Raw genomic sequence first — 24,949 nt, 5'->3', positions numbered from 1 at the left:
CCCTCGACCTGGCTGCTGCTGAGTCCACTCCTGTGGCTCTGCAGGCTCCTGCCATCGGTTGATCTGGAATCAACCTGTTCCTTCTGGAACAGATCAAACGATTCAGATCAACTGAATCGGAAAGCCCCCTCTCACGAGGGGGCTTTTTGTTGGGTATTGAACCGGTCAAAGGATCAAGCCAACAGCCTTAAAGCACGACACGATCACTCCCACCATTGCTAGAGAGTTTGGCGATGCAGGATGTTTTGAAAGATGATTTTTTTTGATCGCTCGGTTTTCTAGTCAGGACTCCTTGTGCAGTGGACCCTGAGCCTCCACATTGTGTTGTCTTTGTCGGTGCCTGGTTTGGCATGCGTGTCCGGCCAGGGAGGGGCGCGAGCTGCTCCGCTCTCGGTGGTGATTGCTAAGACAAGAGAACTTGCATGATCCTTCCCATGACCTGCGGCGATATCTTTCGGATCATCATTGCGCTGTTCATCCCACCTCTGGGGGTGTTTACCCAGGTGGGTCTTTCACGGGCCTTCTGGATCAACCTTGTGATCTATCTCTTTGCTGTGGGTGGCCTTGGTTTCCCAGTCTTGTTCGGCATGTGGCCAGCCGCTGTGATCCATGCCTTGTTTGTGATCCTGACCCGCAAGTGAATAGGGCGTTAGCAGTTTGGCTCTGAACAGATCTCTGCTTCGCTGGGATCTTCCAGTTCCTCCTCATCTACTTGCATTGGTGCAAGTGCAGTGTCGGCTTCGTTGAAAATCTGCTCCAGGTCAAAGAGGCTTTCGTCCACCTCATTGCCTTGCACCACACTTACGTTGATGCGTTGTACCTGCATCTGCAGTTCAAGGCCCTGGAACTGCCATGAAAGCTTGGAGTTGATGTTGTCTTGAATTTCCTGAACCTGTTTGTAGCTCGGCGTCGTCGGATCGGTCACACGCACAACCACCTGAAGGGTTGGGGCCTGGTTTTGTTCCCAATAATTAGGCCAGTCGAAGACGATTTTTTCGAGTTCTAGTGCTTCGTTAGCACCAAAGGTCAACGTCTCATTCTTGAGGTAGTAGCGGATATCTGATTCAATCTGTTCTTTGGCTGCCTCCTGCTTGAGTTTGAACAGGTGTCGCTCATACCTCTCATAGAGTTTTTGACCCACCAGAACTGCCAAGCCCACGGCTAACAGCACTGGCAGGCGTGAGCGTCGCCGGCGTCTGAGTTTCTCGCGGAAATACGGCTCTCGAATCGCCAGCACACTGATTCCACCAATCAGAATTCCCAGCAGGTTGGCGGCATAGAGAAGTGCAGCCCCTTGAGCGCCGCTCAGATCCTGGGCGGAGAGCATCAATCCCATCACGCACACCGGTGGAACCAGAGCTACGGCGATGGCTGTGCCCGCCATGGAACTCACGGCACCAGGATTCACCTTGGCGTAAGTCGCGACAGCACCCGCTGCCAGCGCGATCCCCAAATCGAGAATATTGGGTTCAAGTCGAGCTGTGACCTGTTCAGGCAGGGCCTCCGCTAAAAGCAAGCCTTGGCTTCGTGCGATGAGGCCCAATCCCATCGACAGGAGCAGGGTGATACCTGCACCAGCTGCCAGGGTGATCAGGGATCGGGACAGCAGCCTGGCTTGCCCGATCAGAACAGCAAACACCGCCACTCGCAGCGGCAGGATCCAGGGGGCAACGACCATGGCCCCGATGACCACAGCGGCGTTGTTGGCAAGCACCCCCAAGCTGGCGATCAGGCTGGCGCCAATGGTCAGAACGATGAAGGATTCGTTCAGCCGTGCTTCGCCGTCGTAACTGCGGTGCAGTGCGTCAAGACGATCTTCCTCTTCGAGAAGCGATTGTTGATCAACCACCACGGCTGTCGTTCCATCAGCTGCGACGCCCCACAATTACTGGAGGCGTGCTGCCGTTGCTTCCCGGAAGTGCCGGTACCACTTCCGTTTGCCCATCCCATTTGTCGAGGAACAGTTTGTAGAGCACTTGGTCGTCAAGGCTGCGATTGAGCGTGTCGTAACGGAGGGCTTCCTGTTCAGCGATCTTGACTTCGGTCTGGGCGCGGAGCAGTTGCTGCTCTGCAATCTGCTTCTGCTCAATGGCGGCGCGATATTCCTCGGCGATCTGCAGCCCTGTGAGGTCCAGACCGCGGACTTCCACGTAATCAAATTTGTCGAGCTCTTCCGCCACAGTTCTCTCCACCAATGCGGAGATGTCGTTCCATTCGGTGGCAATGGTGACGAGCTCGTATTGGGAGAACACTGACTTCAGTGCTTTCAGCAATGACGGCTGGATGATGCGGGGGTAGATCTCACGGTCATTACCGGCGATTGTCCGGTAAATCCGTCCGGCTTCATTGGGACGAACGGCGTATTTCACGGTCGCGGTGGCCTCAATGACTTGGAGGTCCTTAGTGAGGGTGGCGAATTCTTCTGGTTTGACCTGGGTGCGCACATCAAAGGGGTACACCGCTTGAATAAATGGGACCTTGAGATTGAGACCAGGCAGACGCGATCCTCCGCTCACCTTGCCCAAGGTGGTGACCACGGCAACTTTGCCGGCCGGAACGATGAACAGGGCCTGCCCCAATAACAACAATGTGCTGAGAACGACGGCGACCAGCACGGCGAGGCTGTTGGCGGGGTCGTTGATCCGTCTAGGGCTTTGCATCCTTAGGCATGTGCTTGTGCTGATGATGTCGGGTTTGGGCGTGCACCGTTGTCTCAGTGCCTGGTTTTCCACTGAATCGACACCGTCTGGAACTGACTTTCAGGATTCATGCAATCAGCAACCTTCCCAAGACTGGAGAAATTTGGAGAGGATGAAAACACTCGAGATTGTTGATATTGGTGCTGATCCTGATGGTGCAATTAACACTCTGTGTGATCAGTATCCTTGATGAAATTGAGTTTGCCGCCTCTGATGGTGATGCACTTAATGCCTGATTTAGTCCATTTGTCTCGAGTATTGGCCTGGTGTCTGACTGCTTCTTAGTTCATCCAGAGTGATTTGAAGGCGCTTGGATGTGCATCACGCATGGTCATGGAGGTTTCACGGATGAATGTGATGCATGCCTTTGATCCGTCAAAGACTTTTGCTTTGATCATCATCTCCATGGCTTGCTGGAGTGTTTTTCCTTCTCTGAGCGCACCATCGATGACCTTCACCGCCTTGGTGGGTTCACAACGACCGAGCTCCTGAGCGCGGGAGGCAGACGAGATAGCACTTAGGGCAATCGACAGCAGCAGCAATCCGACGAGCGCACGCATTTTGCCTGAATGTTGTTTTGGCTGGATGGAGCCTATGGGGTGTAGATGGATTGATCTAACTCTTTTCTGGTGGAGTTGTCTCAGGATGTCACTGGATTGCTTCACTGCTGAAGCGGTAGTCGGCTCATTGAGCTCAGATCACCAAACACGGTGATCATCTCAACGCCCTGCATGCTGGCCAGGACAAGCTTCTTGGTCTTGAAGGCCATTAACACTGTGTTGGTTTGTCGTTGAACAAGCCATAAAAAAACCTCCGTTGAACGGAGGAATATGCCAAGTAATCCCCATCACCTGGCGTTTCCATAAGTGTAGTGCTTCTCGTCAAGTTTCTGCAGCTGATCCACCACACCTAGTGGGATCAACTTTACGGTGCGCCACGTCTTGGAGGCTTATCCACAGGGCGGTGGAAAAGTCCGTAGAACTTTGTTGTCGCCGTTTCTTCAAATGGCCTGCAATCACTAGGTCTTTCAGGTAGGCTGTGGATATCCCCATCACCCGGCCGCCCGTTCGAGGCGGCTTTTTTGTGTCTGCCCTGTCAGTCTGGGCCTGTATTCCACAAGCCCCATGACGGTGAACCGTGAGCAGGCCAGGGACGCACTGGCGACACTTCTCGAGGTTTTCGCAGGGCCGAACTACTCCGGTGCTTTGCGCGATGGCGATCTCACGACCCGACTCGAGCGATGCACAGGCTGGGTCAAAGCTGAAGCATCAGAGGCAGCATCCCTGATCGAATCTTGCGTTCCCCATGGCAAGCCGATGCTTGCTCAGGCCAGGCAACGACTTGCTGCTCTTCAATCGTTGAAGACTCTGCAGGAGGTTGCTATCCATCATTTCGGCCCGCTGGACGATTCCTGTTGATGGTCGTCAGTCGCGACGCAGCCAAGGGGAAGCATTGCTGAACCAGTCTCCGAGATCATCTTCTGGGTGCTCGGGATCCTCTGGATGGCGTCGCCCCAGGTCGAGGTCGGCGATCAAACCGTCGAGCCCGTGTTGTGCGCCTTCCAGTTGAAAACGTTGCGCTCTGTTCACCCATGTGCTCACGCTGCGATCGCGTTCGGCAAATTTTTGAAGGTAAACACGTTCCTGGAGCGACACAAATTGTCCCTGGGCCAATCGACTGCAGATGTCTTGAAGTTTTAATCGTGTTGATGTGGTCAGCATGATCAGTTCACCTTTCTCAGGTGATAGGGAGTTCCGTTCTTGGCTTCAGTGGCCCAAGACACCATTTCTTGTCCTGGGAAAGGACCTGATTTTCATATCCTGACGGGATGGATCACGATGAAATTTCGAGCCTGACGCCGATCCCATCGCATACGTCCTGGTTGGAACGCTGTGGAACTCTCTTGTGTCCGCAGGACGATCCAGCATTGTTTGGCTCAGTAGATGCTGACCTGTATTTCGATCCCGCAGGTCGGCCGCGTTTTTATGTGATGCGGATCCGCCGCCGTCCGCCTGTTCTCAAGGCGATGACGCGACATCATCGCGTGAGTCAGTGTTTGGGGTCTGCAGATGCACAACCCTGGTGGCTGGCGATGGCCCCCTCAACGGATCCTGGCTGTCCGCCTTCTGCGACCTCCATTGCCCTGATCAAGTTCCAACCTGGTGAAGCGTTCAAGCTTCATCCGGGAACTTGGCATGCCGGACCCTTTATTCATGACCGATCGGCTTTGTTTTTCAACCTCGAATTAAGAACGACCAACGAAGACGATCACAATTCTCTGTCGTTGGGGAAGTCGTTGCATTTGAAGTTGATTTGATGGCCCATGGCCAGGACACCACAGTTGGTTCGCGATGGATTGCCCAGAGCTGTAACAGGCTGAACAGCAGAAAAGAACCTGCATGGCCTAGTATTTATTTGTAGCAACAGCTACAAGCGTTCACTTCGCTACATAGCGAAGCGCAGTTCGACTCAGGGCATGGAACGGGGCCTGAGCTTTCTACGAGGAACACCATGAATGCTCTTCAGCTCCTGAAAGAGCGTGAGCTGCGCGCGCAGCTCCGCAACAACTCCAAGAAGGCAGTGGCCCGCGGATCTGAATCAAGTGATTACACCTCCGCTCACCTCTCTCCGGTCAAGCTGGCTCAAGAGAAAGTCTTCTCAACCCAGTTGAAATACAGAGGGGTGTCTTACGAAGCGATGCGTGCCAATTGGCTTTGATCCCTGTTTCATTCAAGGGATGATGCCCCGCCTAGGCGGGGCTTTTTGTTTGGATGGTCAGACTTCGAATTCAAGTTGACAGTGCCATTTGATGTCGCGACCACAGGATCAATGTCCTATCTGGATGTCAGAGATCAATTGCCATCGATTGACCCCGAAAATCTCTCCCCTCAAGATGTTCTGACCATTCTTCTTCATCTTTTCCATCAACAGCCCGGTTTTGTTGATCGTGGCCATGAGGTGAACAACAAAGAGACGGCGTGGGTCAATGGTTTTCTTTTTCGCCTTCACAATGATGCTGCTACTGAATGGCTCTCCATCGAAGAGATTGGCTCAAGCGTTGACAAAATCTCTGCTTTGCGCTGATTACAACAGCTGATCAAGCGATCCCAACGAGTTTCTGTTGATCCTACTCATGATCGGCATGGCCCTCGAACCTTTGTGCAGTTCGAATGAATGTCATGTTTGCGGTTCAGGAGTTGACAGTGGATGGCTGGTCGAATCGTGCGGAGCATGCCTCCAAAGACAATGCGTTTTGGCATGCACGTGCCCGTAGTGATGCTGATGGGCACACGTATCGATTGATCAGCGAGGAGAAGCATGTTGTTTGCCTGCTCACCAGCCGCGGTTCCGAGTGCTGGGAGCTCGACTGACGTCGTCCTCAGGCTGTCGGGTGCTGTTAGGTGTCATTAGTACTTCGATTTGATGTGCTGCTTTGATCGCCCTGATCGGGCATGATCTTTGCATGACCGACGACACCCAACAGACGCATCCGCTCTACGCCATTGATCGCGATCAGATCGATGCTGTGTTGGGCCACGATGGCGAGCCAGGCCCTCAGCAGCTGACAACGATCGCCGCATTGTTTTCTCGATATGCGGATTTTCCTGGAGCAGATGACATCCGCGATGACTTGCAGAAATGCCTCACGCTTTGGGGGCTTTCTCGCGAAGATCTAAACATCAAGACACGAGAGATCTGGAGAAGCGGCTGGCGTCCAGGACAAGATCCTGTCGCTGAGGGTGTTGGCTCAGGGGCTGACGTTGAAGATGCTGAATCTTGATGCTTTCTGCGATTGGATCGCAGTGAACTTGCTTTAAAGGTGAATATGGAAACTTATTGATTTTCGATGTTGTTTGAGGGCTCTGAATGAAAGCTAAAGCTGGTGACTCACGTTTCTTGCAGGCTTCTCAAGTCAAAGCCAGGGTTCAAGTCTCCAAAGAGGAAGGCCGCCCTTCCCGATAGAAAGACGGCCTAGCTCGCTCGTTTGTGCATTGTTCAACCCATCACTTCAGTAAAGAGAGAGGAGCGAAGCTTCTGGCTCGAGGCGCCCTGGGGCCATGTGCTCTAGGTGTTGGGTCGTTTTCTCCGAGGGCACCTAAGGCGGTGCAAGTGGAGCGTCGATTGGCGTGGCGGACCATTGCGCGCCTACCAAAGGACCAACCCAGGTCATTTTTGAGACTGTTGGAGCAGGGGCCAGAAAGTCAGTCTGCTTCTGGAAACTGCTCGGTTGGACCGTCGTCTTTCATGAACGCCTCCGATCTCAATGCACTCAGTTTTGTGCCTTGAAGGCACAAAGTCATCGGCATTAAGGCGCATTGCCTTGATGGCCTGCGCCATCGATTGTTGGGGTGGCTTGCCTAAAGCAGGCTTTTCCTAGGTGTTCAACATGGGCAGGGACGCCTCCAGCTCTGTCGCGAGACTCCAAGCAAGCTTGAGCTGCCATGGCCAGGGTTGATTGATCAAGGGACTGGGTGTCGACGAGCGATCAGTCGCTTAAGGCAGTTCTCTTGTTTTTGTTTAATCCTGGTTTTCTTGTCGTTGCGTTCGTGCTGCCGGGTTTCGTTGCAGCTTTGACTGCCAGAGAGGCCTCGAGGTGCTGCAGGTGGGCTTCGCGCAATGCAGCTGAGATGTCGAGGGTGTGGTCAGTCATCGATTGGCGTTCCAGGCAGCGTGCGCGGAGCAGCTGGCTGCCTGGAGTGGGCCTACAGGGCTGGAGTCCTTTAAACGCTAGGAAACTGTCAATGGAGCACAAGCTGTCGACAGACCTCGGTCTGGACTTCGACACATCACTGGGCTCGACCTGTTGAGCTGCCAGGCCTCTCAGCGTTGTATCGATGCCTGTTCTGATTCTGTGAGGTACTCCTCAATGAGGGGCGAGCAATCGCCACGCTGAATGGCTGCAATCTCACGTTCAATGTTCTGGATGAAGAGCTGGTTTCCGTTCTTCTTGGCCACCGCAAGCACACGGTTTAGGCGTTCCAGTTCGCTCTGCTGCTCGTCGTTCATGATTGGCTAATGAGCCCGATCCTCAACCTGACAGAGATTGCTCAAGCCGTCTCTGTGCATTGGCTTGATGTGTTGCTGATCTCTACAGATTTTCAGGCCGGTGGTCTACGTCAAGAGCCGCCGCTCATGCAGCTTCTGATGTTGTGTCGTCATACAACGCTTTGAGTTGGTCGAGCTCAACCATCAGATATTGAATTTCCAGCCAGTCTGTCGAAAGGTCAATGGCGGTTTCCAGGCGGTCAATCTGACGCTTGAGAAGCTCCGGCATCGCGCCAAGTTGCTGAATGGTTCTCATGTAACCGTGCTTCACGCTTGACGCAAGATGACCTGCTTACAAGTCATCTTGCGCTGTCATGCTTCGGACTCGAAACCGTTGATTTGTCGATTCAAGATCGATCAGCTCTTGTTTTGTCGCTGGTGTGGCAGTGGTGGCCCTGCTCCCATGAGCTTCTTCGCGTCAGGTGAAGCTTTTGCGGTAGTTGGTTGCGTAGGGGAAGACATATCCACATTCCATCCCCTTGAGTTTCTCCTCCGCCAGGTAAAGGCTGTGCGTCAAGTGGCACTGATTTTCGGCATCGCACACCAGGAATTGGCCTTCTTCAGTTTTTTGGATGGATGAGCCTCGTGGTGTCTGCACAATCAGATCTGCTGGGGGCATCGGACTTGCTTAAGGCGCTCTTGTGTCATGGCCTCGGTGGCTCTCGTCTTGGGGTAGTGAATGCAACGTTTTCAGGTCTTCGTCGCTTCGCACTCTGCAAACACGCCGTCACGACCCCTGAGGAAACCCTGGAGTGGGCAAGTGCTGATGCCGTGAAATCTTCATTTAACTCATCGACTACCCAGTTTTAAAAGCTTTTCTAGCTTCAGCGCTTTCAATAGTTTTAATCCCCATCCTGCTGGAGCAGGTCGGACTATTGACTGCTCAACTTGTAATTGATTGGGGTTGTTTTTTGAGTCAGTCATGATTAATAAAAGGAGCTGTGATGGCAGGTCCCCTATGGATCCCGATAGACCAAAACAAAGCTATGCGGTTTCTCGAATTAACACTGATCAATGTATAAAAGTTCAGCGAGAGAGACTTGCCTTCATGAAGCTGGGTAAGCAAGCTCGCATCGATGTTGACGCCGTGGCACAGCCCTGGGATGCCGGACCTGAGTCATGCATTGCTGCGGACATCTCTTGTTGAGCGAAATGGTCAAGGGCTACTGGAGCGTTTCTGGCGCAATCACCAACCCTGAAGGAATGGGGGCGTACATCTCAGCTGCCGAGCCCTATCTGGCTAAGTGCTGAGCTCGATTTCTCTGCAGAGATCTCCAGACGGATGTTCGCGAAGGCAATGCCGGAGATCTGACCGTGATCCTCGAGTTCGAATCACTGGCTGCAGCGAAAGCTGCCTATGAGGCGCCCGAATATCAAGAGATGCTCCAGCTTCGTCAACCCCACAGCAATGTCTCGCTTTCGATCCTTGAAGAAGGTGATCGCGCCGCTCACTAATGAGAGGCGTCGTCGGGGTGGCAGGACTTCCTTTCAGTTCTGTTGCAACCGCGACAGGCGGTAGGGGCGGGGAACGGGAATGATTCCCTCAGTCACCTCAAACCGATGGGATTCCTCGCTGTTGCAGGCTGCATGCTCTTAGCCACTGCCATGTCCGCAGCTTTAACCAGCAAGCCTTCTAAAGCCTGAGGTTGGGAGGGGGCGAGCTTGGCGGCGGCCCCCAACAGATCAGGCCAGCTTCACAACGAAGCGCTGAACAGACCTAGGGCCAACCTAGGTTTTTTTTGTGCTCATGCGTACCAAGCATTAACGCCTAATTAGGCGTCGAGTGGATGCAGCGCTACGCCATTGAGGCGTTGAACAAGATGTTGAACAGGCTGGCGACGGTGTTCACCACCAGTGAGATAAAGCTGTTCCACGGCGTCAGAATGGCGGCATGGGCAAGACCAACGATCTGCATTCATGGCATGAGGGCCTGCGTCAGCCAATGGGAGGTAACCCTCTGCATGAACCCGTCATGGCGGCGATCCACGGCTACAGGTTCAACGATGAGTTCTGGCGTCTTAACGACCAGGGCTATCCAGAGCCTTTGTTGGAGCCCATCCTCGGCCGATGGGAACAGCTGCACGATCCCGAGGATTGAACCTGGCGCAAGTGCTCACTACACAGCGCTCACTACTGAGTACTCACTACAACGTGCGATAACGCCAACCTGACTCCCCCCGTTCAGAAGAGGAGTCAGCTTTTGCTTCGGCGCCCAATGGCAAGGGTTAGGCCATTTGATGGAGGTTTCCTGCGGCGGGAACTTCCTTTAGCAGCTTGGGTTGAAGCAAGGGGGCGTTGGCTTCAGATGACGCGGAGACGCGGTTCAAATGAGCAACGGCAAGGTTGCGAAGTGAGATTGCGCTGATCTGACTCCTCCCCTTCATAAGAGGAGTCAGGCTGTGCATTGCTGTGTCGGCGTTTAGGACGCTGTTCTGACTCCTCCGGTTGAGAAGAAGAGTCAGCTGACACTCAGCGCCCAATGGTTATTGGAGGAACCATTGGATGGAGAGCTCGAAGCTCCAAAGTCACCATCACCCCGGTCATGGTTTAGGTGCCGTTCGAATGAGGCGATGGCAGCGACCAAATGAGCGGCAACGACGTTGTGGCGTTGGTTTTCACCCCCAGTCCGATCGGCACAAAAAAACCGGGTTGTCACACCCCGGCTCATGCGCAGATGAACCTGTTGATCGGCTGACATCCGACGCTCTGCTGGTTCGTGTCTTCTCCCTCAGCCTGATGGTCGATTAGTTGAGGAGTTCCGTCTCGTCGGCCAGCCTCTTATTGATGTGGCGGCGAGTTTCTGCAACGTGGCGATGTTGCGCCCACAACTCCATCACGAACTTGGCGAGCCGTTCCTGTCGCTTCCCTGGCTGCTCCGGCAGCGAAGGGTCCTGCTCTGTCACTTCTGGAAATCCAGCGTTCATCTAGATCGGCTGCTCGTACTCAACCCCTAGCTAGATCTTCCATTCAGGACCACATTCCAATGAGAAGCCCCCGCCAAAGGCAGGGGCCACGGAACGCGTTTCAGGAGTGTCACCTTGTTTCCACTCCCGTGAGGCGATCCTCCTCACAACTTCAAGCTTGCAAAGCTGCTGGCACTGTGACAACAAAAGTGGACAGCTGCTGACTCGTCCAGGCCATCAGCCCTGCTGGTCGGCCTCCTCTTCCTCTGATCGCAGAAATCTCTTGCGTTGAGCCGATTCCAGGCCGGATGTCTCTGCTGTTTCGCGATTAGGTGTGTTGGTGCTGCTCTTCTCGTCCTGCTGCGCAGGTTTGTCGAGCCCCATCAGTAGGGGATGAATTCCTCTTCGGCTCATTTGTCGTTGGTCGTTATTCAGATCTCGCGTGGTGGCGTTCCGGCCCAACCGCGTGGGATGACGCTATCGACACTTGCGTCGGTCTGTTGGCCTCCGTCTGTTGGCCTTGGTCGGGTGCTGGTCAGGGGGGGGGCGCTTGCACGATCCCGGTGCGACGAGGTCGCCTAAGAGAGTTACTCGCTATGAGCCCCTAGTTCGTTGGGGGGAGCGACGGAATTTGCAGCGACTTTTCAGGCAGTTTTCGGTATCCGGAAAATCTGCTGAGAGTCAGTCCATTGCTATCGCTGGCAACTAACGAGATGCCTGCCGACCCATAAGTGGGAGAACTCCCAACTGCTCACAAATGTCGATCACGGTGAGCTGTTCTTTCTGTTTGACGAAGGCCGCGAAGCTCTCTACTGGTGGCCGACGAATTAACTCTCAGTGCTATCTGCGATCTTGTCGCGCCAATCAGGCCCCAGCTCTGTGGCCAGATCCTGCTCAACAGAACGGAGGTAACGCTTCCGTTGAGCTGACTCCCAACCCAACCATTTGGGAGCTTGCTTTCGCTGTGTACTTGTCATGCTCAGAGAATCTCAGATCGTTAACCCCGTGCGGGTTAAGAGCAGGTTCTTACCTGGAAAAGCTTTGTCAGCCACTTGCCAACCAGCGCAGAGGCACCCATCACGCCCTTAAGTGCATAGGAGGGGGGCAGCTCCTCATGAAGACACTGTCGGCTCGCCATTGGCAGATGCACTCCAGCTTCACCCGCAGCCCATCCACGTCAACCAAATGCTGTCGCATGTGCTGCAGCCTTATCCCCTCCCAAAAAAAAAATTGGGTTGAAGCGCCCGCACCATTAGCCATTGCTCTGCTTGCAAGGGCTTTCACCCCGCTTCAACTTCACCCACATCGCCTTTTCAAGAGCCGTGAGTTTTGGACAGGTTTCATTGAGCACTTCGAGGGCACGAGACTTGGCATCCCGGATGTATCGCGTCGTCCGGTCGAGTTCGTCAAAGGCCATAACTATTCGATAGGTATGGCTATCAAGTTAAAAACTCTGAACAATGCGACTTGCATCAAGTGACACAGAATTGACTCCCCCTGGAGGGATGCTGTGGAAGATCACCTTAAGAAGATGCTATCGATGTGATGCCAACAAAAGCTTTGCAGCGAATGCTCGACTTTGATGAATTCATGAAGACGCTTCAGGGTTCATGCCAGTGGCATGTTGATAGTGTTTTCCTAAGGCGTTACTGGCCAGGCGGTCAGTCGGTTTTGCAGTCAATTTGCAGCCATATTTAAGCGGCTATACGCTGTTCAATGGGTGTGAAGTCCCATCCAATCGGTGACTGAATTTGATTCAGCTTTCGGTGCTCTTCGAATAGATCTTCAATTTCCCTGCAGGCTGTGCAGTATGCCGCCCAACCAATCATTCTTCGTGGATTTGCTCGCCCACGCTTGTCAATCGCTTGATCAACGGTGACTCCTTCTGTTTCCGCTTGTTCAAATGCGCTAAGCAATGGAATTTGTGCATCTAGAACCTTTATGTCGAATCCTTGCAGCAATTCTTTGGCTTTTTCTGCTGCAGCTTCTTTGCGTGAATCAACTTTCACAAGTAGTGCAGCGTAGGGGATCTTGTATTGCTTCAGCATCTGTGACATTTCAACAGTTAATTCGATGGATCTGCTCTGCGTAGTAGTGGGCAGCAGAATGAAATCGGCTCCCTCTACTAAGTTTTTCATTTCTTCTTCGTTGCTGCTTGCTTGTCCATCTGTGACAATAATCTCTGCCAATCGAGTGGCTTTGGCTGCCGCTTCAATCGGCACGACTGGGCAGGGCAAGAGTCCTCTGGCGCCATAAGCAGTGGCCGATCTATTGCGGTCGGCATCAACCAGGACTACCCGTTTTTGTTGATGGCTCCAGGTTGCTGCTATGTGAACGCTGCTACACGTCTTGGCAACACCACCTTTCTGGCCAAAAACAGTGATGAACATCGCGCAGCGACTAATGACTCCTTAAAGGGTCGCGTTTTTTTTCTGGAAGGCAATACGTGGGTTGTTGCTGCTTCCGCGATGACAGCGTCAGTCAGCTACGAGTCCCCAAGTCATTTTCAGACAGCACAACCACCTTCCTTAAGAGGTAAGGGCGACTTTTGCGAACTGCCAAAAAAAAGGAGAGGTCCCACCCTCTCCCTGCACGACGCATCACCCCCTCGCCAAAAGGGAGCGATTACACATTGACGTAAGAAATACCTATTAGTGGTTGCCATGACGACCAAAAGAGTACTGAGGTCAGGAACCCACGAAAAAGGAGGCTCCCTATTCCCACCTCTGGTGACCTATTCGCCCCTCCTCGAAGGGATGAGCTGATGGTCGCTATGCAACGGCTCCTATCCCATCGGTAGAAGAGTCCATTGGTTAGTCGTTCCGGAGATTCCTCTCAGGTGGAACCACCGGTCAATTGACCATGTCGTTCCTCGGGCAATGACGTCGTAACCCTGGGCTTGATCGGCTCAGCGCGTGACTTGATACTGAACTGATCGATCTCTTCGCGGTCTGGTCAGAACAACCAGGCCCCCAACAGCACGCCGATCACCAGACCTTTCAGCCAGACCAGCGCAGCCATCTGGTACTCAGAGAGACCGAGCTTTCCCTTGATCCAGAAGAAGACCTTCTTGTCTGCGAAGACGACAGCGCGGACCGGTTTCCACGGAGCAAGACCATTCAGACGCCAGCTCATCAGCATTTGACGGCAGTTAGTCGCTGTATAGCGACGGCCCTCACAAATCAACCAGTTGGTGGAAAGCAGCTACCGCCAACACCTCAAGAAGCGATGCAAGCTCTGGGCACCCACCTGGCAGAAGGAAATGGGTTGGGCACCTGAGGCTGGAACTGAACGCCCCCTGATGGATTCGAACCATCGACTGACTGCTTAGAAGGCAGTTGCCCCTTTGTCGGTGGTTGGCTGACGGCTGAGCGGTATCGAAAGCGCCAGTCTGTAATCGGTGGCTAAAAGCGTTTAGCCATGCCTGAAGACCAGTGATTGCTCCTCTGTCGTCAGTGCTGGCGAGAATTATGCGACTTTTCTCGTTGCCTAAATCCCGGGGCTCTGGCTGGCATATGCCGGTCGGTGGGAGCGAGCTTTTTGGGGTTGTCGATATCCGAGCGAAAGATGGTTTGTCTGAGTGAGGGCTCAAAGAGGAAGGCCGCCCTTCCCGGTGGAAAGACGGCCTAGCTCGCTCATGCAGGGTTAGTCGATTGTTAGGGCGATGGGCCTCAAGTCGCTACGCCCACAACGATCGTTGCAATAGAAACGACGATCCCTCCCCACTTCACCCACTCCGTGTCGTGATCATGAGTGTTGGCGAAGAGGAGAGCGCCAAGCTGAATAACAACAAGCTTTTCGAACATGACAGAAGAGCCAATGGCCGTCTTTTTGTAACCGGAGGAACGTGTTTGTGCGGTTACAGATACTCTCAAATTATGTATTACTTGTTACTTTCCTCTGCTGTTCGGCCTGTCATCAGGCGCAAGATCTAATGCCCAAAGCGGAAGGCCGCCCCTCCCGGTGGAGAGACGGCCTAGCTCGCTCGTTTGTGCATGGTTCAACCCATCACTGCTGAAGAGAGAGAGAGTCGAAGCTTCTGGCTAGAGGCGCCCTGGGGCCATTTGCTCTAGGTGTTGGGTCGTTTTCTCCGAGGGCACCTGAGACGATGCAAGTGGAGCGTCGATTGGCGTGACGTATCTGATGTGTACCTAACCAAACGACCAACCCAGGTCATTTTTGAGACTGTTGGAGCAGGGGCCAGAAAGTCAGTCTGCTTCTTAAATCTGCTGGGGTGGAGTTTCGGCCGTCATGGGTTCCTCCGATTTCGATGCACTCAGTTTTGTGCCTTAAGGGCACAAAGTCATCGGCATTAAGGCGCATTGCCTTGATGGCCTGGCCCATCGAATGTTGGGGTGGCGTGCCTGGCTGCCTGCGAGCAGCTGGTTCCGCCACTTGATCGCCCATCGCCACCCTGGCTAGTGCATCTGTGCTGGCCAGGGTCGTGATGGAGGAGTGGGACTTCGTTGATGAGCGAGATCTGCAGAACTGGAAAGGCGGTGTGGTCTGCATGACTTTCCAGCACTTCACCTATGGCGTCGATCAGCACTGCCACACGATGGTGGGCTGCAACCTCAGGCAGAAGCAGCTCCAGCAGGGACAGCATCTAAAGAAGCGGTGCAAGCTCTGGGCGCCCACCTGGCAGAAAGAAATGGGCTGGGATCCAGAAGCGGGATGAAGCGAGGAAGCTGATTAATGAGTGGCTGGGTTGTTGAAAAACTGACAACCACTTGAGGTTCAGTTCGACAGATTGCATGGACGAGCCATGCAAAACGAACCGAGCGAATCTTTGGAAGTGCTTGCCGCAATCGTTGTGACTGCGGGGCTGGTTGGCGGAAATATGCTGCTGTTTGCACCCCTGCGGACAGACAACAGGGTTAAGCCTCCAGCCCCTCCAGCGCGCACTGCTCCCGAAGCTCGTTCAGTGTTTTGGTGAACAGCGGTAGATGTTGTGGGCTCGATGGCTGAGATCAATAGCAGGGGCAGCACCTGAAGAAGCGCTGCAAGCTCTAGGCACCGACTTGGTTGAAGGTGAGGGACTTGTCTCTTATTCCGCGATGCTGCAGAACAACGCTGGAAAGAGCTTCTGCATTGGGCTGGTCAGCCAATGACCCTGCTTGGGGTGCCGAGGTTGAGCCGTGATCGATCAAGCAAACAAAAACCCCGCCATTACTGACGGGGCTTCTGATCAGCAGGCTTGTTTTTGAGAGATGCGCTGATCTGACTCCCCGCCTTCGTTGCAAGGAGTCAGGCCGTTGCTTGCTGTGTCGGCGACGGATTAAACGCTGACACTCAGCGCCCAATAGTCATGCAGGGACCATTGGATGGAGGGGAAACTCCGATAACACCATGGCGTTGATGCAAAGCCAGTGCAGTTGAAATTGAGTTGTTGGTGCCGACCAAATGAAATCAAGTGAGGTGACTGACTACAGGCTGGCCTGAGCGGTGGATATATAAAAACCCCGCCATCGCTGACGGGGTGAATGGTGTGTGAGGTTTTGTCGGGAGATGGATAGCGACAATCACAACGCCCCCTGCTTTTCCCCGAAGGGTTTTGTATAGCTTTCAGTTCGAAGACTTCAGGCTTCCCGACAAGGGTTTTATCTGATCAATAGCAGCGGGTTTCACATCTGTAGTTGAAGCACTGAGTGGTGCAACGTGTGCCGTATGTATCAGCAGAGGGGCACTGACTGCAGCAATGCCAGTGACGACTGCGAAAGGAGCCAGTGCGAATACGACTCCAGTTGCGGCTTACTTAACTAAGGAAGTCTTGGCGGCTTTGGTGTTGTTGGTCATTGGTTTGAAGTGTTGCGGAGGTCATACCTCCTGGATCTCTTCACCATCTCCATTTCAGCTGGGAATCAACTCCTCTAATTGAGTGATTTATTCAGCGGGTTTTATCACCCATTAGGGGTGAGGAGGGCACCCGCTCGAAAGAGGTGCCCTCCTCTGCAGGAGATCTCCACTGGATCACGGATTCAGGGACCGGCCCCCTGCTGTGGCTATGTTTTTGGTGACGCCCCCTGATGGATTCGAACCATCGACCGACTGCTTAGAAGGCAGTTGCTCTATCCAGCTGAGCTAAGGGAGCAAGCGATCTCATTTTGGCAGGCTGCTTCAGGCGGGCTGGATTTCCATGCCTTATGCCTCCTAAGGTGATGAGCTGTTGGTCGGCATCAATGGCGCCGCGTCGTCTCAGCGACAGCGAGAAGCAGGATCTGGTCGGTCGCTACAAGGCCGGCGAGTCAACAGCTGCTTTGGCTGAGGCCTTCGGCTGCAGCCCCAATACCGTCAGCCGCACGGTGAAGTCACTGCTGCCAGCTGATGCTTATGCCGCGCTGAAAGCCACTCGCCTCAAGGGATCGACGGCCTCTCCCCCGGTCAATCCCGTCATTCAGGCTGAACCGGAGCCCCCTGCTGTTGCATCCCCACAGAAGGAGCCCGAGGATGACTCCCTCACAGGTGATGAAAGCAGTCTGGCCCTCGATGACGCTGATGATTTCGGCGAGGACGCTGAAGAAGAGCTCAACGAAGACGACGACATCGGCATCACTGAGACTTTCACAGAGCTCGTGCCCCTCGTCGGTGTTGGCGACCTCACTGATCGACCGCTGAATCAGGCGCAACCGTTCAGTGTCGATTTGCTCCCTGACAGCGCCTACATGCTCGTCGACAAGGTGGTCGAGCTGGATGCCCGGCCCCTCAAGGAGTTTCCAGAGTTGGGCTTCCTGGATGACGCCGAGCAGACACGCCAGGGGCTGTGTCTGTTTGCGAGTCCTCGAGAGGCCAAACGCCAGTGCGGTCGCAGCCAAAGAGTGATCAAGGTCCCCGATACCGCTGTCTTTCAGCGCACCAGCAGCTATCTGCTTGCCCGAGGCATCACAAGGCTGGTGTTGGATGGAACGCTGATCGCGCTTGACGCCTGAGCGATCCAGCTGAACACCACTAATCGAATCGATCGCGTTGATCGGGAAGCAAGACAGCGGTGCTTGTTCCGCCACTGATCACGCCAATCACCAGCGCTATCCCCACGAGAAAACCGGTGGGAAGAGGAACGGAGCGCTGCCCCCCAAGCTTGAGCGCTTGGCGATCCTGAAGGTTCTGCGCTCCAAGGCAGAGCAGCAGCAGGAGCAGCAGACCACTCCCCAGGCTGATCAGCAGAAGACGCAGGCGAATCAACACAGCACAACCGTCGACAGGCTCAGTTTGACGTGCCCTGGTGCAGGAGGGAATACAGCCGTCGTCTTGACAGACCTGTGGCCTGGGCCAGTTGCCGTGCCGCGTCACTGGCGGTTGCGCCGGCATCCTGCAACGCCTGCAGTTGCTTGAGCAGGTCACTGTCGTCGGGTTCCTCCGGCTCTGCCGGTTGTGCTCCTCCCAGCACAACAGTGCATTCACCCTGCGGGGGGTGATGCTGAAAGTGCTGCAGGGCTTGTTCCACCGTCGGCCCTACCTGCTCTTCGTGGCGTTTGGTCAGTTCTCGTGCCACCTGAAGGGCACGGCTTCCTCCGCAGTGTTGCTGAAGTTCCTCGAGCAGCGTGATCAGTCGGTGTGGTGCTTCGTACAGCACGGTGGTTCGACTTTCGTTGCTGATGGCTTCGAGGCGGGCCCGTCGCTCCTTCCCCTTGGCAGGCAGAAATCCTTCGAAGCAAAAGCGTCCGCTGGGCAATCCACTGCTCACAAGAGCAGTGGTGGCTGCGCAGGGGCCTGGAATACAGATCACCGGATGGCCGGCCTGGTGCGCAGCGGCCACCAGTTCTTCGCCGGGGTCGCTGATGCCAGGCAGGCCTGCATCACTGATCACGGCGAGGCTTTGCCCTTCAGCCAGAACATCCAGAAGTTGGGGCACGCGTGTGCGGGTGTTGTGCTGATGAAAGGACACCTTGCGGGCCCTGGCGCCAAGGTTGCTCAGCAGCTGTCCGCTGTGGCGGGTGTCTTCACAGGCGATCACATCGACGTTCTTGAGCACGTCGCGGGCTCGCGGGGATAGATCCCCCAGATGACCAATGGGGGTGCCCACCAGATAGAGGCTGCCGCCGCTTGGTTCATCCCGCTGCATCACAATGGCGAGCGCCTGCATTGATCATGATGCCCAGCTCTGCCGTTCTCCCCTCCGGCGTCAACCAGGAGGCTCTGCTGACGGAACTTCGTCGCCTCAGCTGGGGAGCAGCCGACATCTTGCGGGCCTATGCCCGCGGTGAGCAACCCCCTCACGGTTTTCCCAAAGCTTTGAGTGTTGATGACGGCGGAGAGGGGCCGGTGTCTGCGGCTGACCTGGCCGTCAACAAGTGGTTGCTGGATGGTCTGTCCAGCTCCTTTGCGGATGCCGACTGGACGCTGTTAAGTGAGGAGACTGCTAAGGAGCAGCTCACTGAAGGCCAACCACTGCCTGCAGAGTGGCTCTGGATCCTCGACCCCCTGGACGGCACCAAGGATTTCCTGCAGGGCACAGGCGAATACGCCGTTCATCTGGCTCTGGTGCGGGGGCGGCGCCCCGTTCTTGGGGTGGTGCTGCTGCCGGAAGCCGACGAACTCTGGATCGGCATCGTCGGCGAAGGAGCATGGTGTGAAGACCGTCAAGGTGAGCGGTCGCCGGTTCGCTTCAGCGACAGAACCGCGGTTTCGGATCTAATCCTGGTGGCCAGCCGCAGCCACCGCGACGACCGTCTGGTGAAGCTGATTGATGCCCTCAATCTCGGCGGTTCCAAAGCAGTGGGCAGCGTTGGCTTCAAGGTGGCCACGATCCTGAGAGGCGAAACCGACCTCTACGTCTCCCTATCCGGCAAGAGCGCTCCCAAGGATTGGGACATGGCGGCTCCGGAAGCGGTGCTGCTGGCAGCCGGTGGTCGCTTCACCCATTCGGATCAGGCCGACCTCACCTACAACACCGGCGATGTTCGTCAGGCCGGCTGTCTGATCGCCAGCCATGGAAAAGCCCACGCCGAGCTCGGAGAGCGTGCGACGCGGGCCATGGCCGAGATCGATCCCGGCTTTCAGGTCTGAGACCTGATCAGCTGAGCGGTGCTACCGGGGTGGGCTGAGGCTCCACCTCGGAGGTCTCACCGGCCTGGGGCACACCGCGCAGGGTGAGGTTGATGCGTCCGCGGTTGTCGATTTCTCGTACCCGCACGGTGACTTCGTCGCCCACCTTCACGACATCCTCGACCTTTTCCACCCGCGCTTCGGACAGCTGCGAGATGTGGATCATGCCTTCCTTGCCAGGAAGGATCTCCACAAAGGCACCAATGGGGATGATGCGGGTGATCGACCCGGAGAACACCTCGCCTTCGTTGACCTTGCGGGTCAGGCCTTCGATGATCTTCTGGGCTTCTTCAGCTGCAGCACCATCGTGGGACGCGATGGTCACGATGCCGCCGTCCTCGATGTCGATCTTGGTGTTCGTGCGTTCGGTGATGCCCTTGATGGTGCGTCCGCCGGGACCGATCACGGTGCCGATCAGCTCAGGATCAATCCTGAAGCTGAGCAGGCGTGGGGCGTGAGGAGAGAGGTTGTCCCGCGGTGTGTCGATCGCCTCGAGCATTTTCTCGAGGATGTGGAGTCGCGCCGGGCGCGCCTGATTGACGGCTTCGGCCACCGTCTTCACTGGCAGGCCGGTGATCTTCATGTCCATCTGCAGGGCTGTGATGCCCTTTTCGCTTCCGGCCACCTTGAAGTCCATGTCGCCGAGGAAATCCTCGATTCCCTGGATGTCGGTGAGGATCCGCACCTCATCGCCCTCCTTGATCAGGCCCATGGCAGCGCCACTCACGGGGGCTTTCAACGGCACACCAGCATCCATCAGGGACAGGGTGCTGCCGCAAACAGAACCCATGGAGGTGGAGCCATTCGAGCTGAGCACTTCGCTAACCACACGCACCACATAGGGGAAGGTGTCCTTCTCAGGGAGAACGGGAAGAATGGCCCGCTCGGCCAACGCTCCGTGGCCGATTTCACGACGTCCGGGTGAACGCATCGGCCGGGTCTCACCGACGGAGTAGGGAGGGAAGTTGTAATGGTGCAGATACAGCTTCTCGGTATTGGGATGGAGGTCGTCCATCTCCTGGGCATCGCTGGGAGTGCCCAGCGTTGCGGTGGACAGCACCTGGGTCAGTCCGCGCTGGAACAGACCTGAGCCGTGCACTCGGCGCGGCAGGACTCCGGCCATGGCACTGATCTGACGCACCTCGTCGAGGCCACGTCCATCGACGCGCTTGCCGTCCTTGAGGATCTGTTGACGCATCAACGTCTTGGTAAGCGCCTTGAAGCTGTTGCCGAGCAACTTCGAGCTGCTGGCCAGAGCCTGGCGGACGGCATGGTCGTCCTTGAGGGCTGCGATGGCTTCTGAAACCTCGCCCTTCACTTTCTCAAGGGCTGTATCCCGTTCCTCCTTGCTCTGATCAAATTTGCTGAGGACAGCGCTGATGGCTTTGGTGCACTGCTTGGCCAGATAGGCGGGAACTGTGCTGTCCTGTTCGGGGGTCTCCGGCTTCACCTGGGTGATGCCCAGATCCTTGAGGAGTTGTTCCTGAGCCTTGATGAGTTCGCAGATCGCTTCGTAGCCGAAATCAATCGCTTCGATCACGTCCTGTTCCGGCAGCTGGTTGGCACCGGCCTCGACCATCACCACGCCGTCAGGGGTTCCGGCGACCACGAGGTCCAGATCACCCCGTTCAATTTCCCGGTAACTCGGATTGAGGACGAAATCGTCCCCCAGCAGACCCACGCGCACCGCCGCCATGGGGCCGTTGAAAGGGATGCCTGCCAGAAGGGTGGCAATGGAAGCGCCCGTTACCGCCAGAACATCGGCGGGGACCCTTTCATCGAGAGACAAGCAAGTGGCCACCACCTGCAGGTCATCACGCATCCAGCTGGGGAACAAGGGCCGCATGGGGCGGTCAATCAGCCGAGCCGTGAGGGTGGCCCGTTCTGGTGGGCGGCTTTCACGACGCATGTAGCTGCCGGGAATGCGCCCAGCCGCATAGAGGCGCTCTTCGTAGTCGCAGATCAGTGGCAGGAAATCAATGCCCTCACGGCCCCCGGAACGGGTTGCTGTGACAAGCACGGCGGTGTCGCCACACTCCACCAAGACGGATCCTCCCGCCTGAGGGGCAAAGCGCCCGGTGGTCAGTCGAATCTCACGTCCGTCAAAGGAGATCGACTGGGTTTGTCCTTGCACGACGTCTTATGTCCTTTTGTCAATCCCAAGTCTGACATTTCATGGCTGCTCTTCACAAGAAAGGGGAGGTCAAACCTCCCCGTGACAACGCCATGGCGAGGAATGGATCACCAGCTGGACTTAACCACGCCGGGCAGTTCTCCTTTATGGGCGCGCTCACGAAGCTGGTTGCGGCAAAGGCCGAAATCCCTATAAACACCGCGGGGCTTGCCTGTGGCCCAGCAGCGGTTGCGAACACGGATGCGTGCACTGTTGCGGGGGAGAGCCTGAATCTTGCGGTGGATCTCAAGACGATCCATCGGATCTTCGGCTGCATTAAACGCTGCCATCAGTGCTGCGCGCTTCGCCGCATAGCGCTCAACCATTTTCTTGCGCTTCACATCGCGAGCGATCATCGACTTCTTGGCCATGCAGCGGGGGGCAGCGAGCGATTGAATCGTCAACGATACACGGGCGCCCTCTCTGCCTCAGCGACCCATCAATTGCTGAACCACGGGCAGCTGACTGGTGTCACGCACGATCAGCACAAGGGTGAGACCCACCAGAAGAAGAAAACCAGATTGTGCAAAGGCCATTTGAATCCGTTCCGAAACAGGACGACCGCGAACGGATTGGATCGCAAGCATCATCATCTGCCAGCCATCGAGCAGTGGCAGCGGGAGCGAATTGAGCACCGCCAGATTGATCGAAATGAGTGCTGAGAAGAGCACCAACCCCGATCCCCCCTGCTGGCTGAGCTGAGCCCCCATTTCAACGATCTTCACCGGACCACTCACCTGGCCTGCCGTGGCTCTGAAGTTGATGAACAGACCGGCGTAGCCACGCACGGTTTGCTGCAGCAGTTGGCTGAACTGGGAGCCGGTGGTGAGAAGGAGTTCCCCGGGATGACGCACTGGGCGCATCGTTCCGCTGATGTTGGCTTGCAGTTGGGCCCCGATTTTCCCCATGCCCTGCTGATCGTCGGGGATCAGTTGAACGGTGGTCGTCTCGTCCCCCCGTTTTCGCTCCACACGGATGGATTGTTGCGGTGCTGCTTTCACATCCCGCACCATTGCCTCGACGCCGCGTTGACCTGCAGTGAGGGGTTTGGTGTTCAGACTGAGGATCTGGTCGCCGGCACGGAGGCCGGAGCGGGCGGCGGCTCCACCAGGTTGCACCTGAACCACCAGGACCCCCGGTTCCGGCGCGGCAGGAACACCGACAAAAGCTGCCTGACCCAACAGCACCACCAGAGCCAACGCCAGATTGGCCATCACCCCCGCTGCAACCACCAGGGCTTGCTGGGGGATCGGCCGGTTGCGCAGCAAATCCGGATCATCCGCTGGGATCGTGCTGTCTTCGTCGTCGTCAGGGAAGGCGACGAAGCCACCAAGGGGAAACAGCCGCAGGGCGTAGGTCACACCGCGACGTTGCCTCTTGATCAGTGCAGGACCGAAGCCGATCGAGAAGCCGCTGACGCGGATGCCCTGGAGCGTGGCTGCAAGGAAATGTCCTGCTTCATGCACCACGATCAGTAGAGCAAGGACCAGGAGGGCCGCCAATACGTTCATATCCCCGTCAGGATTCTGATCGGATCATTCTGGCTGGAGTCGCTCGCGGCCGACGTAAGGCACTAAGGCTTTGGGCAGCAGAACGCTGCCGTCTGCCTGTTGACCGGTCTCCAGCAGGGCCGCCATGGTTCTGCCGATGGCCAGACCGCTGCCGTTCAGGGTGTGGACCAGTTTCGTTGCCTTGCCTTCTTTGGTGCGGATGGAGGAACGTCGCGCCTGGAAATCGCCACAGACGCTGCAACTGGAGATTTCCCGGTAGGCACCCGCCCCAGGCAGCCAGACCTCGAGGTCGTAGGTCCGGCGCGCTGAGAAGCCAAGGTCGGCGGTGCACAGGTCTAAGACTCGATAGGGGAGCTCCAGGGCTTGCAGCACAGCTTCTGCATCAGCGGTGATCTGCTGGTGGGCTTCCTCGGAGTGATCCGGATGTACAAACCAGTACAGCTCCACCTTGTTGAACTGGTGCAGGCGAATCAGACCTCGGGTGTCGCGGCCATAGCTGCCGGCCTCACGGCGGAAACAGGGGCTGTAGGCGGCGTAGCGCAGCGGCAGTTGATCCGCCGGGATGATTTCATCCCGGTGTAGGGAGGTCACCGGCACCTCGGCGGTCGGTGTCAGCCAGAGGTCGTCATCCGCGCAACGGAAGCTCTCCTCAGCGAACTTGGGCAGCTGTCCCGATCCGGTGAGGCTGGCGCTGTTCACAAGCACCGGGGGCAGCACTTCCCGGTACCCCTTGCTCCCATGGAGGTCGAGCATGAAGTTGATCAGGCCACGCTCCAGGCGTGCTCCCTGGCCCAGCAAGGTGACGAACCGGCTCTGAGCGATGCGGACGGATCGTTCGGTATCGAGCAGCTGCAGGCGTTCAGCGATCTGCCAGTGCTCTTCCAGGTTGTCTTCAACCCTTGGGCTGCCCCAGCGGCGCACCTCAATGTTGTCCTCCTCACTGCGGCCGTCAGGGCAGGCTTCGGCCGGCAGGTTGGGGAAACCAAGCAGCTGTTGCTTGAGCTCACTCGACAGCTGCTTTTCCTCGTCCTCAAGAACAGCCACCTTCTGCTTGATGGCATTGCCCTTTTGGCGCAGTTCGGCGACGTCCTCGCCTTTGGGATCGGCACCTGCCTTGATCCGCTGGCCGACCTCTTTGCCGATCTGGTTGCCTTCCGCCTGAAGGCTGCTGCGTTGTTGCTCCAGATCACGCTGTTGCTGAGCGATCAGCTGCAGTTTGGTGAGATCAACCGCCTTGCCTCGTCGCCCCAGTTGCTGGGCGATCGTTTCGGGGTTGTCACGCACAAGGCGCTGATCGAGCACGGTTTCAGGGGGGTCAGCGCCGGCAGCCTATGGCAGGCCGTTTCAGAGCACCTGGCCAACCATCACCGCTGCGATGCCTGAAAACAGGGTGATGCCAAGGGCGGTAAGGGGGCTCTGACCCTGAGCAACGGCCATGGTGGTGATCACACCAGCGCCGAGGCAGGCCACACACAGCTGGGTGGCGATGTCGTTGTGGCGCTCCACGGGAGTCAGGCAATTGGTTGGACCGTAGGGAGAGCGCTGGCTGTCGCCTTGATCCAGCGCCACGTTCGT

29 protein-coding genes, 2 tRNA genes and 1 pseudogene are annotated in these 24,949 nt (G+C 56.2%); 12 read left to right on the top strand and 20 right to left on the bottom strand.

From position 1 onward, the window contains the following. Positions 1-434: 434 nt before the first annotated feature. Complete coding sequence (locus FZZ92_RS08780) at positions 435-641, top strand: YqaE/Pmp3 family membrane protein (protein ID WP_115024159.1); 207 nt, start codon at positions 435-437, stop codon at positions 639-641. 8 nt (positions 642-649) lie between these two features. On the opposite strand, the gene FZZ92_RS08775 is transcribed toward FZZ92_RS08780, so the two are convergent. From FZZ92_RS08775 to FZZ92_RS08765, 3 genes are all read right to left on the bottom strand, one after another. Continuing rightward, positions 650-1,852 (bottom strand): DUF389 domain-containing protein, encoded by a 1,203-nt coding sequence (locus FZZ92_RS08775; protein WP_226423008.1) that lies wholly within the window; start codon positions 1,850-1,852, stop codon positions 650-652. A gap of 13 nt (positions 1,853-1,865) precedes the next feature. After that, entirely contained in the window at positions 1,866-2,660 is a 795-nt protein-coding gene (locus FZZ92_RS08770) for a prohibitin family protein (RefSeq protein ID WP_226398336.1), read from the bottom strand. Positions 2,661-2,980: 320 nt separating this feature from the next. Then, entirely contained in the window at positions 2,981-3,241 is a 261-nt protein-coding gene (locus FZZ92_RS08765) for a hypothetical protein (protein ID WP_226423007.1), read from the bottom strand. 582 nt (positions 3,242-3,823) lie between these two features. Here FZZ92_RS08765 and FZZ92_RS08760 point away from each other — a divergent pair. Beyond that, positions 3,824-4,117: a hypothetical protein gene (locus FZZ92_RS08760; protein ID WP_115024152.1), complete on the top strand. Its 294-nt coding sequence runs from the start codon at positions 3,824-3,826 to the stop codon at positions 4,115-4,117. Positions 4,118-4,123: 6 nt separating this feature from the next. Here FZZ92_RS08760 and FZZ92_RS08755 read toward each other — a convergent pair whose 3' ends face one another. Further along, the gene (locus FZZ92_RS08755) at positions 4,124-4,420 is read right to left on the bottom strand and encodes a hypothetical protein (RefSeq protein ID WP_226423006.1); all 297 of its coding nucleotides are present in this window, start codon (positions 4,418-4,420) and stop codon (positions 4,124-4,126) included. 107 nt (positions 4,421-4,527) lie between these two features. On the opposite strand from FZZ92_RS08755, the gene FZZ92_RS08750 reads away from it, so the two are divergent. The 5 genes from FZZ92_RS08750 to FZZ92_RS08730 all read left to right on the top strand — a co-directional run bounded on the left by FZZ92_RS08750 (position 4,528) and on the right by FZZ92_RS08730 (position 6,480). Further along, a complete protein-coding gene (locus tag FZZ92_RS08750; RefSeq protein ID WP_115024149.1) occupies positions 4,528-5,016 on the top strand; it encodes a hypothetical protein in 489 nt (162 codons plus the stop codon). A 194-nt stretch (positions 5,017-5,210) separates the two neighbouring features. Further along, positions 5,211-5,417, top strand: coding sequence for a hypothetical protein (locus FZZ92_RS08745; protein ID WP_115024147.1), 207 nt, complete (start codon positions 5,211-5,213; stop codon positions 5,415-5,417). 111 nt (positions 5,418-5,528) lie between these two features. Then, positions 5,529-5,783: a hypothetical protein gene (locus FZZ92_RS08740; protein WP_226423005.1), complete on the top strand. Its 255-nt coding sequence runs from the start codon at positions 5,529-5,531 to the stop codon at positions 5,781-5,783. Positions 5,784-5,878: 95 nt separating this feature from the next. Further along, positions 5,879-6,070 (top strand): hypothetical protein, encoded by a 192-nt coding sequence (locus FZZ92_RS08735; protein WP_006850529.1) that lies wholly within the window; start codon positions 5,879-5,881, stop codon positions 6,068-6,070. A gap of 92 nt (positions 6,071-6,162) precedes the next feature. Then, a complete protein-coding gene (locus FZZ92_RS08730) occupies positions 6,163-6,480 on the top strand; it encodes a DUF3288 family protein (protein ID WP_226398333.1) in 318 nt (105 codons plus the stop codon). Between the two features lie 1,040 nt (positions 6,481-7,520). Here the strand turns inward: FZZ92_RS08730 and FZZ92_RS08725 are convergent. Both FZZ92_RS08725 and FZZ92_RS08720 read right to left on the bottom strand, forming a co-directional pair. Next, entirely contained in the window at positions 7,521-7,706 is a 186-nt protein-coding gene (locus tag FZZ92_RS08725) for a hypothetical protein (RefSeq protein WP_115024146.1), read from the bottom strand. A gap of 124 nt (positions 7,707-7,830) precedes the next feature. Continuing rightward, positions 7,831-8,001 (bottom strand): hypothetical protein, encoded by a 171-nt coding sequence (locus tag FZZ92_RS08720; RefSeq protein ID WP_226423004.1) that lies wholly within the window; start codon positions 7,999-8,001, stop codon positions 7,831-7,833. A 1,007-nt stretch (positions 8,002-9,008) separates the two neighbouring features. Between FZZ92_RS08720 and FZZ92_RS08715 the strand changes: the two are divergent. Both FZZ92_RS08715 and FZZ92_RS08710 read left to right on the top strand, forming a co-directional pair. Continuing rightward, positions 9,009-9,200: pseudogene (locus FZZ92_RS08715) on the top strand (DUF1330 domain-containing protein); the annotation flags it as partial. A gap of 436 nt (positions 9,201-9,636) precedes the next feature. Further along, a complete protein-coding gene (locus FZZ92_RS08710) occupies positions 9,637-9,843 on the top strand; it encodes a hypothetical protein (protein ID WP_115024142.1) in 207 nt (68 codons plus the stop codon). A 646-nt stretch (positions 9,844-10,489) separates the two neighbouring features. Here the strand turns inward: FZZ92_RS08710 and FZZ92_RS08705 are convergent. The 6 genes from FZZ92_RS08705 to FZZ92_RS08680 all read right to left on the bottom strand — a co-directional run bounded on the left by FZZ92_RS08705 (position 10,490) and on the right by FZZ92_RS08680 (position 14,022). After that, complete coding sequence (locus FZZ92_RS08705) at positions 10,490-10,669, bottom strand: hypothetical protein (protein ID WP_115024138.1); 180 nt, start codon at positions 10,667-10,669, stop codon at positions 10,490-10,492. A gap of 216 nt (positions 10,670-10,885) precedes the next feature. After that, positions 10,886-11,062, bottom strand: coding sequence for a hypothetical protein (locus FZZ92_RS08700; protein ID WP_170952154.1), 177 nt, complete (start codon positions 11,060-11,062; stop codon positions 10,886-10,888). Between the two features lie 838 nt (positions 11,063-11,900). Further along, entirely contained in the window at positions 11,901-12,065 is a 165-nt protein-coding gene (locus FZZ92_RS08695; RefSeq protein WP_170952153.1) for a hypothetical protein, read from the bottom strand. Positions 12,066-12,342: 277 nt separating this feature from the next. Next, positions 12,343-13,038 carry a ParA family protein gene (locus tag FZZ92_RS08690; RefSeq protein WP_115024137.1) on the bottom strand — a complete coding sequence of 232 codons (696 nt, stop codon included), beginning with the start codon at positions 13,036-13,038 and terminating at the stop codon, positions 12,343-12,345. Between the two features lie 565 nt (positions 13,039-13,603). Next, positions 13,604-13,783: a hypothetical protein gene (locus FZZ92_RS08685; RefSeq protein ID WP_115095021.1), complete on the bottom strand. Its 180-nt coding sequence runs from the start codon at positions 13,781-13,783 to the stop codon at positions 13,604-13,606. 160 nt (positions 13,784-13,943) lie between these two features. Then, positions 13,944-14,022 (bottom strand) — tRNA-Arg (locus FZZ92_RS08680). A gap of 1,073 nt (positions 14,023-15,095) precedes the next feature. Here FZZ92_RS08680 and FZZ92_RS08675 point away from each other — a divergent pair. Continuing rightward, positions 15,096-15,326 (top strand): hypothetical protein, encoded by a 231-nt coding sequence (locus FZZ92_RS08675; RefSeq protein WP_226423003.1) that lies wholly within the window; start codon positions 15,096-15,098, stop codon positions 15,324-15,326. Between the two features lie 1,339 nt (positions 15,327-16,665). Here the strand turns inward: FZZ92_RS08675 and FZZ92_RS08670 are convergent. After that, positions 16,666-16,739: transfer RNA gene (locus FZZ92_RS08670), tRNA-Arg, on the bottom strand. A gap of 88 nt (positions 16,740-16,827) precedes the next feature. Between FZZ92_RS08670 and FZZ92_RS08665 the strand changes: the two genes are divergently transcribed. After that, positions 16,828-17,574: a helix-turn-helix domain-containing protein gene (locus tag FZZ92_RS08665; protein WP_226423002.1), complete on the top strand. Its 747-nt coding sequence runs from the start codon at positions 16,828-16,830 to the stop codon at positions 17,572-17,574. Positions 17,575-17,593: 19 nt separating this feature from the next. On the opposite strand, the gene FZZ92_RS08660 is transcribed toward FZZ92_RS08665, so the two are convergent. Continuing rightward, entirely contained in the window at positions 17,594-17,830 is a 237-nt protein-coding gene (locus FZZ92_RS08660; protein WP_115024133.1) for a hypothetical protein, read from the bottom strand. A gap of 19 nt (positions 17,831-17,849) precedes the next feature. After that, positions 17,850-18,707, bottom strand: a complete 858-nt coding sequence (gene rsmI, locus FZZ92_RS08655; protein ID WP_115024375.1) for a 16S rRNA (cytidine(1402)-2'-O)-methyltransferase — start codon at positions 18,705-18,707, stop codon at positions 17,850-17,852. Between the two features lie 26 nt (positions 18,708-18,733). Between rsmI and FZZ92_RS08650 the strand changes: the two genes are divergently transcribed. Beyond that, positions 18,734-19,651 carry a 3'(2'),5'-bisphosphate nucleotidase CysQ gene (locus FZZ92_RS08650; RefSeq protein WP_115024377.1) on the top strand — a complete coding sequence of 306 codons (918 nt, stop codon included), beginning with the start codon at positions 18,734-18,736 and terminating at the stop codon, positions 19,649-19,651. A 7-nt stretch (positions 19,652-19,658) separates the two neighbouring features. Here FZZ92_RS08650 and FZZ92_RS08645 read toward each other — a convergent pair whose 3' ends face one another. The 5 genes from FZZ92_RS08645 to FZZ92_RS08625 all read right to left on the bottom strand — a co-directional run bounded on the left by FZZ92_RS08645 (position 19,659) and on the right by FZZ92_RS08625 (position 24,943). Beyond that, on the bottom strand, positions 19,659-21,824 hold the full coding sequence (locus FZZ92_RS08645; protein ID WP_226398328.1) for a polyribonucleotide nucleotidyltransferase: 2,166 nt from the start codon (positions 21,822-21,824) through the stop codon (positions 19,659-19,661). A 107-nt stretch (positions 21,825-21,931) separates the two neighbouring features. Further along, a complete protein-coding gene (gene rpsN / locus FZZ92_RS08640) occupies positions 21,932-22,234 on the bottom strand; it encodes a 30S ribosomal protein S14 (RefSeq protein ID WP_115024129.1) in 303 nt (100 codons plus the stop codon). A gap of 57 nt (positions 22,235-22,291) precedes the next feature. After that, positions 22,292-23,374 carry an RIP metalloprotease gene (locus tag FZZ92_RS08635; protein WP_226398327.1) on the bottom strand — a complete coding sequence of 361 codons (1,083 nt, stop codon included), beginning with the start codon at positions 23,372-23,374 and terminating at the stop codon, positions 22,292-22,294. 24 nt (positions 23,375-23,398) lie between these two features. Next, entirely contained in the window at positions 23,399-24,676 is a 1,278-nt protein-coding gene (gene serS / locus FZZ92_RS08630; RefSeq protein WP_226398326.1) for a serine--tRNA ligase, read from the bottom strand. Between the two features lie 42 nt (positions 24,677-24,718). Then, positions 24,719-24,943, bottom strand: a complete 225-nt coding sequence (locus FZZ92_RS08625; protein ID WP_115024124.1) for a hypothetical protein — start codon at positions 24,941-24,943, stop codon at positions 24,719-24,721. Positions 24,944-24,949: the final 6 nt, after the last annotated feature.

Origin of the sequence: Synechococcus sp. MU1611 (genome assembly GCF_020514255.1) — a bacterium.
Lineage (GTDB): Bacteria > Cyanobacteriota > Cyanobacteriia > PCC-6307 > Cyanobiaceae > Parasynechococcus.
The sequence above is the reverse complement of the archived record's forward strand: the minus strand, read 5'-3'. Positions and strand labels throughout refer to the sequence as shown.

Excerpts from the sequence above, each read along its gene's own strand:
- FZZ92_RS08780 (WP_115024159.1), top strand. The coding sequence starts at position 435 with ATGACCTGCGGCGATATCTTTCGGATCATCATTGCGCTGTTCATCCCA.
- FZZ92_RS08770 (WP_226398336.1), bottom strand. The coding sequence starts at position 2,660 with ATGCAAAGCCCTAGACGGATCAACGACCCCGCCAACAGCCTCGCCGTG.
- FZZ92_RS08760 (WP_115024152.1), top strand. The coding sequence starts at position 3,824 with ATGACGGTGAACCGTGAGCAGGCCAGGGACGCACTGGCGACACTTCTC.
- FZZ92_RS08755 (WP_226423006.1), bottom strand. The coding sequence starts at position 4,420 with ATGCTGACCACATCAACACGATTAAAACTTCAAGACATCTGCAGTCGA.
- FZZ92_RS08750 (WP_115024149.1), top strand. The coding sequence starts at position 4,528 with ATGGATCACGATGAAATTTCGAGCCTGACGCCGATCCCATCGCATACG.
- FZZ92_RS08745 (WP_115024147.1), top strand. The coding sequence starts at position 5,211 with ATGAATGCTCTTCAGCTCCTGAAAGAGCGTGAGCTGCGCGCGCAGCTC.
- FZZ92_RS08740 (WP_226423005.1), top strand. The coding sequence starts at position 5,529 with ATGTCCTATCTGGATGTCAGAGATCAATTGCCATCGATTGACCCCGAA.
- FZZ92_RS08735 (WP_006850529.1), top strand. The coding sequence starts at position 5,879 with ATGTTTGCGGTTCAGGAGTTGACAGTGGATGGCTGGTCGAATCGTGCG.
- FZZ92_RS08730 (WP_226398333.1), top strand. The coding sequence starts at position 6,163 with ATGACCGACGACACCCAACAGACGCATCCGCTCTACGCCATTGATCGC.
- FZZ92_RS08725 (WP_115024146.1), bottom strand. The coding sequence starts at position 7,706 with ATGAACGACGAGCAGCAGAGCGAACTGGAACGCCTAAACCGTGTGCTT.
- FZZ92_RS08720 (WP_226423004.1), bottom strand. The coding sequence starts at position 8,001 with ATGAGAACCATTCAGCAACTTGGCGCGATGCCGGAGCTTCTCAAGCGT.
- FZZ92_RS08710 (WP_115024142.1), top strand. The coding sequence starts at position 9,637 with ATGGGCAAGACCAACGATCTGCATTCATGGCATGAGGGCCTGCGTCAG.
- FZZ92_RS08705 (WP_115024138.1), bottom strand. The coding sequence starts at position 10,669 with ATGAACGCTGGATTTCCAGAAGTGACAGAGCAGGACCCTTCGCTGCCG.
- FZZ92_RS08700 (WP_170952154.1), bottom strand. The coding sequence starts at position 11,062 with ATGAGCCGAAGAGGAATTCATCCCCTACTGATGGGGCTCGACAAACCT.
- FZZ92_RS08695 (WP_170952153.1), bottom strand. The coding sequence starts at position 12,065 with ATGGCCTTTGACGAACTCGACCGGACGACGCGATACATCCGGGATGCC.
- FZZ92_RS08690 (WP_115024137.1), bottom strand. The coding sequence starts at position 13,038 with ATGTTCATCACTGTTTTTGGCCAGAAAGGTGGTGTTGCCAAGACGTGT.
- FZZ92_RS08685 (WP_115095021.1), bottom strand. The coding sequence starts at position 13,783 with ATGAGCTGGCGTCTGAATGGTCTTGCTCCGTGGAAACCGGTCCGCGCT.
- FZZ92_RS08675 (WP_226423003.1), top strand. The coding sequence starts at position 15,096 with ATGGAGGAGTGGGACTTCGTTGATGAGCGAGATCTGCAGAACTGGAAA.
- FZZ92_RS08665 (WP_226423002.1), top strand. The coding sequence starts at position 16,828 with ATGGCGCCGCGTCGTCTCAGCGACAGCGAGAAGCAGGATCTGGTCGGT.
- rsmI (WP_115024375.1), bottom strand. The coding sequence starts at position 18,707 with ATGCAGCGGGATGAACCAAGCGGCGGCAGCCTCTATCTGGTGGGCACC.
- FZZ92_RS08650 (WP_115024377.1), top strand. The coding sequence starts at position 18,734 with ATGATGCCCAGCTCTGCCGTTCTCCCCTCCGGCGTCAACCAGGAGGCT.
- rpsN (WP_115024129.1), bottom strand. The coding sequence starts at position 22,234 with ATGGCCAAGAAGTCGATGATCGCTCGCGATGTGAAGCGCAAGAAAATG.
- FZZ92_RS08635 (WP_226398327.1), bottom strand. The coding sequence starts at position 23,374 with ATGAACGTATTGGCGGCCCTCCTGGTCCTTGCTCTACTGATCGTGGTG.